At 58.8% G+C, this 13,039-nt stretch carries 16 protein-coding genes; 7 read left to right on the top strand and 9 right to left on the bottom strand.

Features of this window, described 5'->3' with window-relative positions:
* Nucleotides 1-7: 7 nt before the first annotated feature.
* Entirely contained in the window at nucleotides 8-295 is a 288-nt protein-coding gene (locus tag GT370_RS05460; protein ID WP_008492791.1) for a plasmid mobilization protein, read from the bottom strand.
* A gap of 393 nt (nucleotides 296-688) precedes the next feature.
* Here GT370_RS05460 and GT370_RS05455 point away from each other — a divergent pair, with 393 nt between their 5' ends.
* The 5 genes from GT370_RS05455 (at nucleotide 689) to GT370_RS05435 (ending at nucleotide 3,978) form a co-directional block, all read left to right on the top strand.
* A complete protein-coding gene (locus GT370_RS05455; RefSeq protein ID WP_008492792.1) occupies nucleotides 689-904 on the top strand; it encodes a TraC family protein in 216 nt (71 codons plus the stop codon).
* Entirely contained in the window at nucleotides 901-1,131 is a 231-nt protein-coding gene (locus GT370_RS05450) for a hypothetical protein (RefSeq protein WP_144052642.1), read from the top strand. The genes GT370_RS05455 and GT370_RS05450 overlap by 4 nt, the downstream gene beginning before the upstream one ends.
* Nucleotides 1,128-2,069 carry a P-type conjugative transfer protein TrbJ gene (gene trbJ, locus GT370_RS05445; protein ID WP_270184013.1) on the top strand — a complete coding sequence of 314 codons (942 nt, stop codon included), beginning with the start codon at nucleotides 1,128-1,130 and terminating at the stop codon, nucleotides 2,067-2,069. Before GT370_RS05450 ends, trbJ begins: the two co-directional genes overlap by 4 nt.
* 12 nt (nucleotides 2,070-2,081) lie before the next feature.
* The gene (trbL, locus tag GT370_RS05440) at nucleotides 2,082-3,485 is read left to right on the top strand and encodes a P-type conjugative transfer protein TrbL (RefSeq protein WP_270184012.1); all 1,404 of its coding nucleotides are present in this window, start codon (nucleotides 2,082-2,084) and stop codon (nucleotides 3,483-3,485) included.
* A gap of 202 nt (nucleotides 3,486-3,687) precedes the next feature.
* The gene (locus GT370_RS05435) at nucleotides 3,688-3,978 is read left to right on the top strand and encodes a hypothetical protein (RefSeq protein ID WP_008492795.1); all 291 of its coding nucleotides are present in this window, start codon (nucleotides 3,688-3,690) and stop codon (nucleotides 3,976-3,978) included.
* A 351-nt stretch (nucleotides 3,979-4,329) separates the two neighbouring features.
* Here GT370_RS05435 and repC read toward each other — a convergent pair whose 3' ends face one another.
* The 3 genes from repC to GT370_RS05420 are packed head-to-tail and all read right to left on the bottom strand — an operon-like array spanning nucleotide 4,330 to nucleotide 6,240.
* A complete protein-coding gene (gene repC, locus GT370_RS05430; protein ID WP_442865501.1) occupies nucleotides 4,330-5,100 on the bottom strand; it encodes a replication protein C, IncQ-type in 771 nt (256 codons plus the stop codon).
* A 46-nt stretch (nucleotides 5,101-5,146) separates the two neighbouring features.
* Entirely contained in the window at nucleotides 5,147-5,956 is an 810-nt protein-coding gene (locus GT370_RS05425; RefSeq protein WP_442865500.1) for a helicase RepA family protein, read from the bottom strand.
* A gap of 59 nt (nucleotides 5,957-6,015) precedes the next feature.
* Nucleotides 6,016-6,240 carry a helix-turn-helix transcriptional regulator gene (locus GT370_RS05420; RefSeq protein ID WP_008492799.1) on the bottom strand — a complete coding sequence of 75 codons (225 nt, stop codon included), beginning with the start codon at nucleotides 6,238-6,240 and terminating at the stop codon, nucleotides 6,016-6,018.
* 83 nt (nucleotides 6,241-6,323) lie between these two features.
* On the opposite strand from GT370_RS05420, the gene GT370_RS05415 reads away from it, so the two are divergent.
* Together GT370_RS05415 and GT370_RS05410 are read left to right on the top strand one after the other, a co-directional pair.
* On the top strand, nucleotides 6,324-7,097 hold the full coding sequence (locus tag GT370_RS05415) for a hypothetical protein (RefSeq protein ID WP_270184010.1): 774 nt from the start codon (nucleotides 6,324-6,326) through the stop codon (nucleotides 7,095-7,097).
* A protein-coding gene (locus GT370_RS05410) for an IS3 family transposase (protein ID WP_270183331.1) occupies nucleotides 7,072-8,219 on the top strand; the annotation gives its coding sequence in 2 pieces (ribosomal slippage) (nucleotides 7,072-7,321 and nucleotides 7,321-8,219; 1,149 coding nt in all). The genes GT370_RS05415 and GT370_RS05410 overlap by 26 nt, the downstream gene beginning before the upstream one ends.
* 65 nt (nucleotides 8,220-8,284) lie before the next feature.
* Here the strand turns inward: GT370_RS05410 and GT370_RS05405 are convergent.
* The 5 genes from GT370_RS05405 to guaA all read right to left on the bottom strand — a co-directional run bounded on the left by GT370_RS05405 (nucleotide 8,285) and on the right by guaA (nucleotide 13,039).
* Nucleotides 8,285-8,521 carry a hypothetical protein gene (locus tag GT370_RS05405; RefSeq protein ID WP_008492801.1) on the bottom strand — a complete coding sequence of 79 codons (237 nt, stop codon included), beginning with the start codon at nucleotides 8,519-8,521 and terminating at the stop codon, nucleotides 8,285-8,287.
* A 65-nt stretch (nucleotides 8,522-8,586) separates the two neighbouring features.
* On the bottom strand, nucleotides 8,587-9,174 hold the full coding sequence (locus tag GT370_RS05400) for a tyrosine-type recombinase/integrase (protein ID WP_442865499.1): 588 nt from the start codon (nucleotides 9,172-9,174) through the stop codon (nucleotides 8,587-8,589).
* Complete coding sequence (locus tag GT370_RS05395; protein WP_008495841.1) at nucleotides 9,171-10,379, bottom strand: IS256 family transposase; 1,209 nt, start codon at nucleotides 10,377-10,379, stop codon at nucleotides 9,171-9,173. The genes GT370_RS05400 and GT370_RS05395 overlap by 4 nt, the downstream gene beginning before the upstream one ends.
* Nucleotides 10,380-10,458: 79 nt before the next feature.
* Nucleotides 10,459-11,181 carry a tyrosine-type recombinase/integrase gene (locus GT370_RS05390; RefSeq protein ID WP_442865498.1) on the bottom strand — a complete coding sequence of 241 codons (723 nt, stop codon included), beginning with the start codon at nucleotides 11,179-11,181 and terminating at the stop codon, nucleotides 10,459-10,461.
* Between the two features lie 307 nt (nucleotides 11,182-11,488).
* The gene (gene guaA / locus GT370_RS05385; RefSeq protein ID WP_008492805.1) at nucleotides 11,489-13,039 is read right to left on the bottom strand and encodes a glutamine-hydrolyzing GMP synthase; all 1,551 of its coding nucleotides are present in this window, start codon (nucleotides 13,037-13,039) and stop codon (nucleotides 11,489-11,491) included.

Below are 13,039 nucleotides of genomic sequence, written 5' to 3'. Positions count from 1 at the left end.
GGTCAACCTAGAACCGCCGGGCACCTTGTCCCGGCTTCTCGGCTAGCCAGAGTTTCAGCAGACCAGCCACCCGGCCAAGGTCGCCATTCACCCGCACAAGGTCGCCGACTGCCTGTAGGTCATAGACGGACTTGATGCGGTGATTCAGGCCCGCCGCCCGCATGTAGGCGGACAGGGACAGGCCCGCCCGCTCGGCCCGGTCGGCGATCTCGGCCCGTTCCTCCGGCGTCACCCATACCTCTATCCGCGCCCCTCGCGGGCGGCCTCCGCGCCTCTCTTTGGTGTCCTCGGTCATGCGCTTGCGCGTCCTCCTTTCGTGTCTGTCGCGGCAGCGACCGTGAGCCTCGCAGAGCAGGATTCCGTCGAGCCGCAGGCGAGTAAGGCCGGTGGTGGGCCGGTGCGTGCGTCAGCGCGTACCGGTACAACACACATCCTGCCATCCTACTTTGGTGCGACTTTAGACGACTTCTTAGTTCTCTGCGCATGTCTATGTTCAAAAAATTATTTTCATCAGAAAATCGCGCTAAGTCGCCTTAAGTCGCCTTAAATCTCCTTGATTCTCTCAAAGTCGCCCTAAGTCGCCTTTACTTTGTATTGACTGTGTTCTCTCATCATTTTCGTCCGTTGAAATCGATCCAGATTGGCCGATAATTCTCGTTATTGAAGACACCAAAACGAGGAATACTTGATGGCTCGAAAGACCCTCAACGCTCGGCGGATCGAAGCACAAAGAGAACTTGAAGAAGCTCAGGCAAGACTCACCAAACTTCAGAATGAGGCTGCCACCCGGATTGGCCGGATCGCCGTAAAAACAGGGTTAGCCGATCTTGGCCTATCCGATGATGAAATCAAATTGGAATTTGAAAAGATCATCTCAGGGATAAAACAAGGAGAACGATCATGAGTGTACGGCGCAAATTATCAGTTTTGCGAGATAGTCTTTCTCACATGCAGCGTGAATTGAGCAAAGGCCATGTTGACCTTGCCCAGCTTATTGCCGCCTCTATCGAGAATGAAATTGAAGATTGGTATTTAGACAGTCTTCGTATCCATCACAATGATCGCCACAAATACAGATTGCCTAATGCACATTGCCCTTCTTTTTGGTCGCAACAGGAGGCAGCGAAATGACCTATCTCGCGGGTAAGTCCGTGCGCCGCTTAGTGTTGGTTTTGGCTGCTAGCGCCGCTTCTACGTTTGCGCCACGTCCAGCATCTGCCTTCATCGTTTACTGCACAAACTGCTCAACCGTCTTTTCGCAGGTCATGCAGTATGCCCAGCAAGTCGAAACGGCGGCCAACACGGCGCAGCAACTTGAGACGCAGATTCAGCAATATCAGAACATGCTTTTGCAGGGGCTTTCTCTGCCGACAAGCGCGTTTCAGCAGCTAACCAGCAACATTACCCAAATCCAAAGCCTCTACAACAAAAGCACAGGGCTGGCCGGAAATTTGGCGAACTTCGATAGCAATTTTCAGTCGAAATTTCCGGGATATAGCACCTACCTAAATAAGATCGGCACTAATCCCAGCTACGTGCAGAGCTTCTATAACCAGTGGACACAAAACGGTCTGGACTCCAACAAAACCGCCATGGCGGTTGCCGGTGACAATGTAAACCAGATTCCGGCAGAGGACCAAACGCTTGCCGGTCTGGTCAATCAATCACAGTCCGCGCAAGGCCGATTGCAAGCCATTCAGGCCGGAAACCAGATTGCCGCTCAACAGGTCCAGCAAATGCAAAAGCTGCGCGAGATAATGAACGCGCAGATTCAGAACGAAAGCATGTACTACGCCCAAAATATACAACGCCAAGCGGTAGATAACGCTTTCACGCAAACCTACCAAAGCGGTGTCGTCGCAAATGACACCCTCGGTCGTTCTAGGGAGGCCACTATGGTCACGATCTCGAAGTATGTAATGGGGCTTCTCTGCCTTGTATTTTTTGCGGCGGGAGTAGCTGCCACATCTTTCGTGGAACACAATCGTTCACGTCAGCCATGCACGTCATCCGCCGTCAAGCAATTCCAAAAAGGGGTTGTTGCACACGATAAGCCTCAGAGCTTTTGAGGATATTCCGCTATGGATACCCGAAAGATATTTGCACCAAAGTACGTTTTTCCAGTCCTTGCCGTAGTATGTACGCTGCTGGCTGCTCCCGATGCTTTTGCGCAAACTGTAACCCATTCCGGCGTTCAATTTGACGGCTTGCTGAAATTGATTCAGCAGAATTCGGCCCTTTGGAATGGCCGCCTTCTTGGTTATGCTGAAAAGCTGTTTTGGTCGCTGGCCGCGATACAGCTTGTCATGACGTTCATGCCCTTAGCGATCCGGCAAGCTGATATTGGTGAAATCGTTCACGAACTCATCAAGTACTCGCTTGTGATCGGTTTCTTTTATGAAATTCTCACACGATCAACCTATTGGGCCAACGCGGTTGTTCAGTCATTTCGAGACGCGGGCGGCATCGCAATTGGTCAATCGTCCGCCTTGCAGCCCAGCGACGTGTTCATGTTAGCTGTTAAATTTGCCAATACCATAGGCAACGTAAACACGCTGAATCCTCTGGTCGGCGTTTCAATCGGTCTGGCAAGCATATGCGTCCTTCTTTGCTTTGCTTTCATTGCAGCATTTATGGCTGTGACCCTCATAGAGTCCTACATCGTCGTCAACGCATCGGTACTTCTTCTGGGTTTTGGTGGGAGTCAGTGGACCCGCGAATACGCTATGGCAATGCCCCGCTATGCGGTGGCAGTTGGAGCAAAGCTCTTTGTGCTGACGCTGCTTGTTGGATTGATCTCCCAATCCGCGACCGCTTGGGAAAAAGCCTATACGCACACTGATAACGCTTCGATGTGGACGATGGTGGGTTTAGCCTTCACGTGCGCCTACCTCACCAAGACTATTCCCGATCTTATTCAGGGACTGATTTCCGGGATCTCCGTTGGTGGCGGCGGGACGATTGGCGGTATGGCTGCGGGCGCGGCTGCCGGAGCGGCCATTGCCACGGGTGGCGTCGGTGGCATCGCCGCCGGGGTTGCCAACGTCGCTGGCGGGGCCGCTGGCTCGGCGGGTGGGGCTGCTGCGGGCGGCGGTCTCGCGGGCCTGATTGATTCCGCCGTTATGGGTGGCACCAAAGCCGCCGGGGCGATGGGTGGCAGCTCCGGTGGCCCGAGTGCGGCCAGCACGATTGCGCCGCGCGTGGGTGGGGCGGCCAGCGCCGCCAAGCCGATGAACGGCACGGCCAGCACCGGGGCATCGTCGTCGGTTGGCAGGGCCTCGACCGGGGGCGCGCAAGCCAACGCGACGGCTCCGGCGCAAAGCGCCCCGCTGGCACGCCCTCCGGCGCGTCTGACGCCGCAGCAGGGGAAGGGGCGACCAGCAGCCCCAGCGGGCCGGAAAGGGCCTCCACGGCACCAGGCGGGGCCGCTGGTGGTGCACCTGCCAGCGGCTCCGATCTACAGCCAGGTCAAACGGCTTCATTGACGCCGGGCCGTGCCACACACATGGGCTTGGCGGGGGCTGTACGGACGGCAGGCGTTCTTGCCTCAATCTCCGTGCCGGGCATGGAAGGCGCGCATGGCATATCTCTTGGCACCCCGCCTACGGTGCCCTCGGATGACCCGGAGGACGACCCTACTAAAGGGCCGGACATTGAAAACGTGATCCAACCAGCCAAGGACAAGCCATGATTAATCTTCTCCAATACCTGCAAACCATGTTTGTTTTTACCCTTCTTTGCGCGGCCTTCGTGTTCGGGGCCTACTGGTTGTGTCAGCGGCTGCGCGCGCGGGGGCATGGCTCGAAACTGGACGCCCTTGCCGGGTGGCATAGCCGTATGTCCTACAAAGGGGCGCTTCATTCTTTGGAGGCGTTGCGGGCATTCCATAGCTTGCCGCTCTACGGCTCACGGCAACAGCGTGAAACCATCGACATGCTGATTGTGAGGGTGCAGCGGCATGGCGACTCCGAACGGTAACACTTCCTAGAAAACCACGAGAAGCCCGCTCAGCGGGCTTTTCTTTTGGCCGGACATCCTAAGAGGAGAAGGCCCAAGGTCACCCCTGAGCCTCTCAATGACATTAGGTGGCTATGTTGTCCAACCCTTCCCATTTTGGTGCCTTTTAAACTGAGGCCGAAGGCCGATCCGCGAGCGATGGGCTGCGCCTTCAAGGCGCGGCGCTTCGCGCGCATTATGGATTTTCTATGGAAAATCATGGATCGGTTTTCCAAATAGGCCGCAAAGCCAAGCTCTGCCTAGCTTTTTTGGATTAGGCCGGGGAAAGATACCGTGGGGGTTGGGGAAAGATACCGTGGGCATCGGGGAGAGTTACCGTGGGGGAGGCCGCCTAATTTCCCATTTCCCCTTGGCGTACTCATCCACTTTCCATCCCACGGCGACAAGCTCGGCCAGCGCCCTGCGGGCCGTCTGACGACGCTTCTTCATGGCCTCGGCGCTGGCATCATCCGGCCAGACGTAACTACAAAGCGTGTCCAGTTCCACACGCCGTGCTTTGCCGGGGTCGATCCAACCGCATAGGCGTTGATGAATTAGGCGGGCTGGGTCGGTCTGCAACGCCCGAACTTCGTTCATATTGATGCGGACATGCTGCCTACCACCCATGACGGCTTGGGCAATCAATGGGTTCAGAGCCACGTACAGTTTGCCGTCCTGCTCGTCGCTCGCATACTGAGATAGCAAATGAAAACCCTGACGCTTTTTGCCGTGCTGGACGATGATAGAAACCTTCCAGAGGCGTTCGATGCAATCGCGCACAGGCTTGGTGTCGTCGATGTTGGCATAGCCAATTTCACGGCTCAACGCCCGATAGCTGCCTTTAACAACCATAGCATTCTGTTGGACAGCTTCCCACTTTGGCTCAAGGAGTAGCCGAAGCTGTTGCCCGTCGTCGGTCCGAGGCTCAGGGGATAAAACAAGGCCCGATGGGCCAGCCATTGCCACCAGACCTTGCAAAATACGCAAATCGTCCGCACCCAGTGGCTCTGGTCCGCTGAACTCAATGCGCTTACCATCGCCGTAGTCATACACCACATCCAGCTTTCCGCGCTTGCGCTCACCCCGCTTAAGACTGCGGAACAATCCGGGCGCTAGACAATGACCGGGGTCATGGCGTGCGTGGGTCAGTTCATGCGCACCCACGCCACGCCTTCCTGTTGCTCTCTTGTTCGGCCTCCACAAGTTCAACGGGCAACAGCACACCGCCGGCTTGCCGCGAGTACCAGCGATCAAGCGGCGTAGCGTCATAGTTCTGCTTGGACACCCCGAACCGCACAAAATGGCCGCGGCGTTCATTGCCTATAGGCCGTCGGTCATAGGAGCGGTCGCTCCGCTCTTCGGCCTCTTTCTCGGTCATCTTTGCAACGAAACCGCACCAGCGGGCATTGTCGATCAGCGCGGAGGCGCCCCGCGCTGCCTGCTGCTGGTCGGTTTGGCCCTCGCGGGCGCTACCCTTACTGACGTGGTGCAGGTAAAGGACGGACGCCCCAGTGCTGGCAGCGACGTACTCCAGCGTGGCGACAAGCCGCGCCATGTCGCCGTTGCTGTTCTCGTCCAAGCTGTGAATCCGGCTCAAGGTATCCAGCACGATCAGCCGGGCGTCGGCGCAGAACGCAATGATCCGGGCTAGGTGCTGGTCGTTCATCACGTCCAAGCGCTTGCCCATGATAGGCTCAAGGGTCAGGTTTTCCGCGACGGCCTCACGTGCCTGCTGATTCAGGTGCTGGCCAATAGCGTGAACCCGGCAAACAAGCGCAGGCGGCGGGTCTTCTCCGGCCAGATATACTACGCGGCCAGAATGCGCAGGGGTGAGCCCCACAAGATCGCCACCGGCAACGCTGCACGCGATCGACATTGAGGCTTCCAATGCCCAAAAGCTCTTGCCCGTGGCTCCGGGAGCTACAAGCGCCCGACTGTTCCTGCGAGAAAGCCGGGCCATATGAAGTCCAGTACAGGCGGGTCGCTCTCGAACGCCTCCCGTAAGTCAATCGCCATGGTTCACGCCCTTGAGCCGGGGCAAAAGGCTTGAATGTTCGACGCCTTGCGGGCTTCAATCCAGTCCTCAACCTCGGCCAAATCCCACGCTACATTTCGGCTGGTGAGCACAATCCGGCGAGGAAATTCCCCTCGTTGTTCCATGTTAAAAATCGTGCGCTCAGCCAACGGGATCATCGCATGAAGCTGGCGGCGATTGATGAGAGTTCTGTTCGTCGGTACGTGCATACTTTGGCCTCCTTCAGCATTTGCGAACTTATGCTTGATGGTGCCCTTCGATGCCGATTGCATCGACCGATTGATTGGCTAAAATGGTTGACATGAAGAATTTTCCCGTCATCCGAATCTGGGAGGGGTGTGATCCAACTGTCGCGGAAGCCATCAGGCAGTTTCAGGATCGCTGGCGACCGTACTCCGGAGCCTCGCGGGGCAAACGCATCGACCGTCTGATACAGGAACTCATTGATCCTGCTGTTGCCAGATACACAGCATCGCTTCCGCAACAGTATTTGAGCTACATGCCCGGCGCTGGCGGCGTCGTGACCCTCAGTGACATCGTTCGCTTAGTAGGACTTAATTCGATGGCTCGCCTGCAACGCCAGTTGCTGCGAGCGTTCGTCTCGACACGGGCCGAAGAAACCGCCAGAGATCAACGATTTGTTGCGACACTCGAAACATTGCTGGACTTGATTCGTGCTTGTGCCCGCAAGCCGCCCTTGAAGGCCAAATTACGCGACACCCGCTTGAACGGCAGACGCGCTCAAGAATTCTGCCGCCTTTGTGGTGCACCCGCTGAACTGACTGCTTTTGCAGTTGGGAACGACAACACCAAGCGAGATGATCCGGACGATGTGCTGCGCCTAAGCAGTGTGTACTGCACTGACCATCGCCCCCAATTGCCGAACGGCGACTGGAATCCTGCTTATCGAAAGGCAAAGCGGTCACTCGCGCAATTCGACATGGAGTTAGCTAGACTCACCAAACAATCGGGGAACTTGAGCTGCTGCCGGTTTGGTGGACACGAGGATAAGATCGTGACCCATGAACCGGAGGACGAATATGGCGAGACGAAAGTTTGGAGCTGAATTCAAAACCGAGGCTGTAAAGCTGGTTACGGAGCGGGGCGTATCAGTTGCTCAGGCGGCGCGTGACCTGGATCTGGCGGAGAGCGTGTTGCGGCGCTGGATGCGTGAATTGGCGGCGGCGCCTGCGACGGCGTTCCCTGGCCATGGCCAGCAACGGGCCGATCTGGCTGAGATTGCGGCCCTCAAGAAGGAGGTCGCCAAGCTCAAGGCGGAGCGTGACATCCTAAAAAAGGCCGCGGCATTCTTCGCGAGAGAGTCGACGTGAAGTTTGCCTTCATCGCGAAGCACCGGCATATCTGGCCGGTGAGCTGGCTGTGTGCGGCTCTTGAGGTGTCGCGTTCCGGCTTCCATGCCTGGCTCAAACGGCCTGCCTGTGACCGGGCTGTGTACGATGGGAAGCTGGCGTTGGCGATCGACACGAGCTTCAAGGCCAGTGACAGAACCTATGGTGCGCGCCGCGTGTGGCATGATGTGCTCGAAGAAGGCCTGGCCTGCGGCTTGCACCGGGTTGAGCGGCTGATGCGCGAGAACGGCTTCCGGGCGCGCCCGAAGCGCCGGGCCAAGCCGAAGGACGAGGGCGAGCGTGCGGTGATCGCCGATAATATCCTTGATCGGAAGTTTGCCGCCGCCCGGCCAAACCAGAAATGGCTGGCTGACTTCACCTATATCTGGACCGCCGAAGGCTGGCTGTATGTGGCCGTGGTTCTTGACCTCTTCTCCCGGCGCATCGTCGGCTGGTCGATGAAGGCGGAACGCGATGCGGCGCTGGTCATGGATGCGTTGATGATGGCCGTCTGGCGCCGCGGCAAGGCCGACGCGCTACTTCATCATTCAGATCAGGGCTCGCAATATACCAGCGAGCAATTCCAACGCTTGCTGGCTGATAATGGCATTACCTGCTCAATGAGCCGGGCCGGCAATGTCTGGGACAACTCGGCAATGGAGAGCTTCTTCTCTTCACTCAAAACCGAGCGCACGGCTGCCAAAACCTACCGCACCCGTGACCAGGCCCGGGCCGATGTGTTCGACTATATCGAGCGTTTCTATAACCCACGACGCAGGCATTCGAAATTGGGCTATCTCAGCCCCATGGAGTTCGAGGCCAAGGCCGTGCTAGCTTAACTCGCTGTCCACCAAACCGGCAGCAGCTCAACTGGAAAAAAGTCGAAGCGCAGTCGGGCGATCCACTAGTTGATAGCTACATCTACCACTTTATCCGCAAACATCATCTCCGACCCGGAGATGAGGCAGAGCTTCGCGACCATGCGCGAAGGATGGCAGACGGAAAGCTGTCGGATCGCAAAAAGCAAATGGTCATGCTGGAACGATATGGCGTTAGCCAATCGGACGCCGCACGAAGGCTGGGCGTCGAGCGCCAAGCCGTATCCAAGGCTCTGGCCGCGCTCCCATCCGAATTCCGACAACTGCCCAACCTCCTAGGTTTCCCTGCCTATTTTTTGGTGTCAACCAAAGAGGCCAATTAGATCGATCACGCCCCTGTCCGTGGCCGCTTCGTCCACTCGTCGATCATGTCCGCCCAGTCTTGAAGCATTGCGGTGCGTTGCTCGCGGTACTCGGCCTTGTTGTAGACAGCCCTTACGCCCCGCTGCTCATGTGCAAGGCACTTCTCGATCCAGTCGGTGTTGTAGCCTGCTTCGTGCAGCAATGTGCTGGCCGTTCGGCGCAGGTCATGAGGCCCGAATTTAGCGAGGGGTTTCCCCTCTTTCTGAGCTAGCCGGTACGTCAGTGTCAGCACTTGATTGAGCGTGGCGCTGCTCATCGGTAGGTCCGAGTCGTACCGAGACGGCAGCACATACTCCGAACCGCCCGCGAAGGTTTTCAGGGCAATGAAAATATCCAGCGCCTGCCTCGACAGGAACACCAGATGCGGGTTGCGGCGCTTCATTCGTTCCTTTGGAATGGTCCAAAGGGCATCGCTGAAGTTGATCTCTCCCCACGTCGCATTGGTCAATTCGCTCTTGCGGACCATTGTGAGCAGCAACAACTTGGCCGCTGCCCGGGTAGCGTCCGTCAATGTGGTGGACATTCTGGTGTAGCTGAAGTGGCCATCGATCATGCGGCTGCAGTGGAAATCTGGTTTGGTTCAGCGTTGATCAGCGGGGGTGTAAGTTCAGCCATTCCCTCGATCTGCATATACCGGTTTTGTGTCTGCCACTCATCGTTTGCCTCCAGCAGCACGGCACCGATCAGCCGGATGATCGCTGCCTCGTTTGGAAAGATGCCTACGACATCGGCGCGGCGTTTGACCTCTTTGTTCAAGCGTTCCAAGGGGTTGGTGCTGTGGATTTTGGTCCGGTGCTGGGCGGGAAAATCCATGTGCGCCAGCACGTCGATCTCGCTGTCATCGATAAACGTGCCGAGCTTTGGCCACTTGCCGCGGAGCTGATCGGCGACATGGCGCAGGGTCTGGCTGGCATTGGCGCGGTCAGGCTGGATGAACGCCTGGCGCAACGCGGCGGATGCCATGTTCTGCTGGGCCTTCGGGACATAGGACAGCGCGTTCCTCATCCAATGCACCCGACAGCGCTGCCAGGATGCGCCCATGACCCGCCGGATCGCCGCCTTCAGCCCCTCATGGGCATCCGAGATGACCAGCTTAACCCCGTGCAGGCCGCGGCGCACCAAGCTCTTGAGGAAGGTTGCCCAGAAGGTCTCGGCCTCGGACGGACCAATGTGCAGGCCGACGATCTCACGGCGGCCGTCAGTGTTCGCTGCCACGGCGATTATCGCGGCAACCGAGACGATCCGCCCGCCCTCGCGCTGCTTGAGGTAGGTCGCATCCAGCCACAGATACGGCCAGTCACCGGCAAGCGGCCGGTCGAGGAAGGCATTCACCCGCTCGTCAATGTCCTTGCACAGCTTCGAGACCGTGCTCTTGCTGATCCCCGACAGCCCCATCGCTTGCACCAGCTCGTCCACCCGCCGGGTCGAGACGCCGCCGATCCAGGCTTCCTGAATAACCGCGCTCAAGGCCTTCTCCGAGGTCCGGCGGCTCTCCAGGAAGGGCGGGAAGTAGCTGCCTTGCCGCAGCTTGGGGATACGCAGTTGCAGGCTGCCAAGCCGCGTGTCCAGAGCCCGGTCCCGGTAGCCGTTGCGATACGTCGCGCGCTCGCCGCTACGCTCGTACCGCCCGGCACCGATCAGGCCGTCTACATCAGTCTCCATCAGCAATTGCACCACAGCTTCCGCAACGCTGCGCAGAAAATCGCCGTCACCGGCTTTGGCCAGCAGCTCGGCAAGTGGTAATCTCTCCTCGGTCATCGGGTTCTCCAGGCTCCAGGGGGAAGTCTCGCAACTCCACCATAGCCAAATGATCCGATGACCACCTCACGCTACACCGTTACGAGGGATGAAAGTCCACCAACAGCGCGGACACTACCGCTGCCCGGATAGATGGTGTCGTGCCGATGCGTTCCATGTACTGGTACATCAGCCCGATTTCGTCGGGCGTCAGCGCCCGGTCGCGCGGCTCGAATTTGGCAATGGTTGTCGGGCGCACCAGTTCCGCCGGGTTCTCGACCTTCTGGCCGCGCTCGATGGCCCATCGATAGACCTGTAATACCACCTCGCGAGCGTGCACGGCCGTTGCGGGGGCACCCCGCTCCACAATGGCATCGGTCAGCGCACGTAAGTCCTCGTGAGTAATTTCGACCAGCTTTTGGTTGCCGAATTTCGGCTTCAGCTCGCGCTCCAACACTAAGCGGCGCATGTCGCGGGTTGAGTCGGCCATCTGGTAGCCGCGCAACCATTTTTCCGCCCAAGCGCCGAACGTCTCCGCATCCTTGATGCGGACCTTGTCCCGCGCCTTTTCCTTCGCTGGCGACTTCCCGGCGGCGATCATCTTCTTGGCTTCGTTTAGCCGTTCACGGGCTTCCGCGAGGGTGATGCCGCCAACGCCGTAGCGACCAAAGGTGACGGTCTCTTGCCTGCCGTGGATCGCGTAGTTGTAGCGGAATGAGATCGACCCGGCAGGCGTGACGGCCACATAGAGGCCGTCACGGTCATTCACCTTGTACAGCTTATCCTGCGGCTTGAGATTGCGCAGCTTGGTATCGGTCAGCACGACTCGTCCCCTTATTCAGCCCCAAATACCATGATTTCATCACCCGCCGTCTTGCAGATAAAACTCAATACAATCATTGTGTTACGGCATTTTTATACCATGAGCGCCCGTGTAGGCCCTCATGGTATCAATGTCATTCCATGGTATCCAAAGCCATTGATACCATCGATTGTGCCATAAAAAAACAGTGCTTGGCGCTGCCAACGGGTGCCAGACGATGCGGGGTATAGGTACAAAAAAGCCCCTTTTTACAGGGGCTTATTGTTGATTTTGTGCCGGTTGGTGCCAGCCTATGCCAGACGCGGGATCATTCCCACTCAATCGTCCCCGGCGGCTTTGAGGTGATGTCGTAGGTCACGCGGTTAATGCCGCGGACTTCGTTGACGATGCGTCCGGCCACACGGGAGAGGAAGTTGATGTCGAACGGGTAGACATCGGCGGTCATGCCGTCCGTGCTGGTGACGGCGCGCAGGGCGCAGACCTGGTCGTAGGTGCGGCCATCGCCCATCACGCCCACGGATTTCACCGGCAGCAGCACCGCGAAAGCCTGCCAGATCGCGTCATAGAGCCCGGCGGCGCGGATTTCTTCCAGATAGATCGCATCCGCCTTCTGCAGAATGGCGACCGATTCGCGGCTGACCGCGCCCAGCACGCGGATGGCCAGGCCCGGGCCGGGGAAGGGGTGGCGGCCGACGATGGTCTCGGGCAGGCCGAGCTCACGGCCGAGCGCGCGGACCTCGTCCTTGAACAGCTCACGCAGCGGCTCCACCAGCTTCAGCTTCATATAGTCAGGCAGGCCGCCGACATTATGGTGGGATTTGATGGTGACGGAGGGGCCGCCAAGGGCGGAGACGCTCTCGATCACGTCCGGATAGAGCGTGCCCTGGGCCAGGAATTCCGCGCCGCCGATCTTGGTGGCTTCCTCATCGAACACGTCGATGAACAGCTTGCCGATGATCTTGCGCTTGCGCTCCGGGTCGGTGACACCGGCCAGCTCGCCCAGGAACAGATCCGAGGCATCGCGGTGGATCAGCTTGATGTTGAACTGGTCCCGGAAGACCTTCACCACCTCATCCGCTTCACCGGCGCGCAGCAGCCCGTGATCGACGAAGATGCAGGTGAGCTGGTCGCCGATCGCCTCATGGATCAACGCGGCGGCGACCGAACTGTCGACGCCGCCGGAGAGGCCGCAAATGACCCGGCCGGTGCCGACCTGGGCGCGGATTTTCTCGATCTCCGCCTCGCGAAAGCGGGCCATCGTCCAGTCGCCGGAGAGGCCGCAGACCTTGTGGGTGAAGTTCTTGATCAGCTGGGCGCCATGCGGCGTGTGCACCACTTCCGGGTGGAACATCATGCCGTAATATTTGCGCTCGTCATTGGCGATCAGCGCATAAGGCGCGCCTTCGGAGACGGCGACGGTCTTGAAGCCGGGCGGCGGGGCAGAGATATGGTCGCCATGGCTCATCCAGACCTGCTCGCGCGCGCCGACGGCCCAGGTGCCCTCAAACAGCTCGCAATCGGCGACGACATCGATATGGGCGCGGCCGAATTCGCGGATCTCGGCCCCCTTGGCCTCGCCGCCCAGCTGCACGCACATGGTCATCTGGCCATAGCAGATGCCCAGCACAGGCAGGCCACTCTCGAACACCCAGTCCGGCGCGCGGGGGCTGCCCTCGTCGGCCACGCTGGCCGGGCCGCCGGAGAGGATGATGCCGGCGGCGCCGAAATCGCGCATACGCTGCACATCCGCGTTGAAGGGGAGGATCTCGCAATACACGCCGCTCTCGCGCACGCGCCGGGCGATCAGCTGGGTGACCTGGCTGCCGAAGTCCAGGATCAGGATTTTTTGCTGGCTCAT

The organism is Acidocella sp. MX-AZ03, assembly GCF_027626035.1.
Classification (GTDB): domain Bacteria; phylum Pseudomonadota; class Alphaproteobacteria; order Acetobacterales; family Acetobacteraceae; genus Acidocella; species Acidocella facilis.
This window is presented reverse-complemented; position numbering and strand designations above follow the sequence as displayed.

Coding starts and splice junctions, on each gene's coding strand:
- GT370_RS05460 (WP_008492791.1), bottom strand. CDS start 295: ATGACCGAGGACACCAAAGAGAGGCGCGGAGGCCGCCCGCGAGGGGCG.
- GT370_RS05455 (WP_008492792.1), top strand. CDS start 689: ATGGCTCGAAAGACCCTCAACGCTCGGCGGATCGAAGCACAAAGAGAA.
- GT370_RS05450 (WP_144052642.1), top strand. CDS start 901: ATGAGTGTACGGCGCAAATTATCAGTTTTGCGAGATAGTCTTTCTCAC.
- trbJ (WP_270184013.1), top strand. CDS start 1,128: ATGACCTATCTCGCGGGTAAGTCCGTGCGCCGCTTAGTGTTGGTTTTG.
- trbL (WP_270184012.1), top strand. CDS start 2,082: ATGGATACCCGAAAGATATTTGCACCAAAGTACGTTTTTCCAGTCCTT.
- GT370_RS05435 (WP_008492795.1), top strand. CDS start 3,688: ATGATTAATCTTCTCCAATACCTGCAAACCATGTTTGTTTTTACCCTT.
- GT370_RS05425 (WP_442865500.1), bottom strand. CDS start 5,956: ATGGCCCGGCTTTCTCGCAGGAACAGTCGGGCGCTTGTAGCTCCCGGA.
- GT370_RS05420 (WP_008492799.1), bottom strand. CDS start 6,240: ATGCACGTACCGACGAACAGAACTCTCATCAATCGCCGCCAGCTTCAT.
- GT370_RS05415 (WP_270184010.1), top strand. CDS start 6,324: ATGGTTGACATGAAGAATTTTCCCGTCATCCGAATCTGGGAGGGGTGT.
- GT370_RS05400 (WP_442865499.1), bottom strand. CDS start 9,174: ATGATCGATGGCCACTTCAGCTACACCAGAATGTCCACCACATTGACG.
- GT370_RS05395 (WP_008495841.1), bottom strand. CDS start 10,379: ATGACCGAGGAGAGATTACCACTTGCCGAGCTGCTGGCCAAAGCCGGT.
- guaA (WP_008492805.1), bottom strand. CDS start 13,039: ATGAGCCAGCAAAAAATCCTGATCCTGGACTTCGGCAGCCAGGTCACC.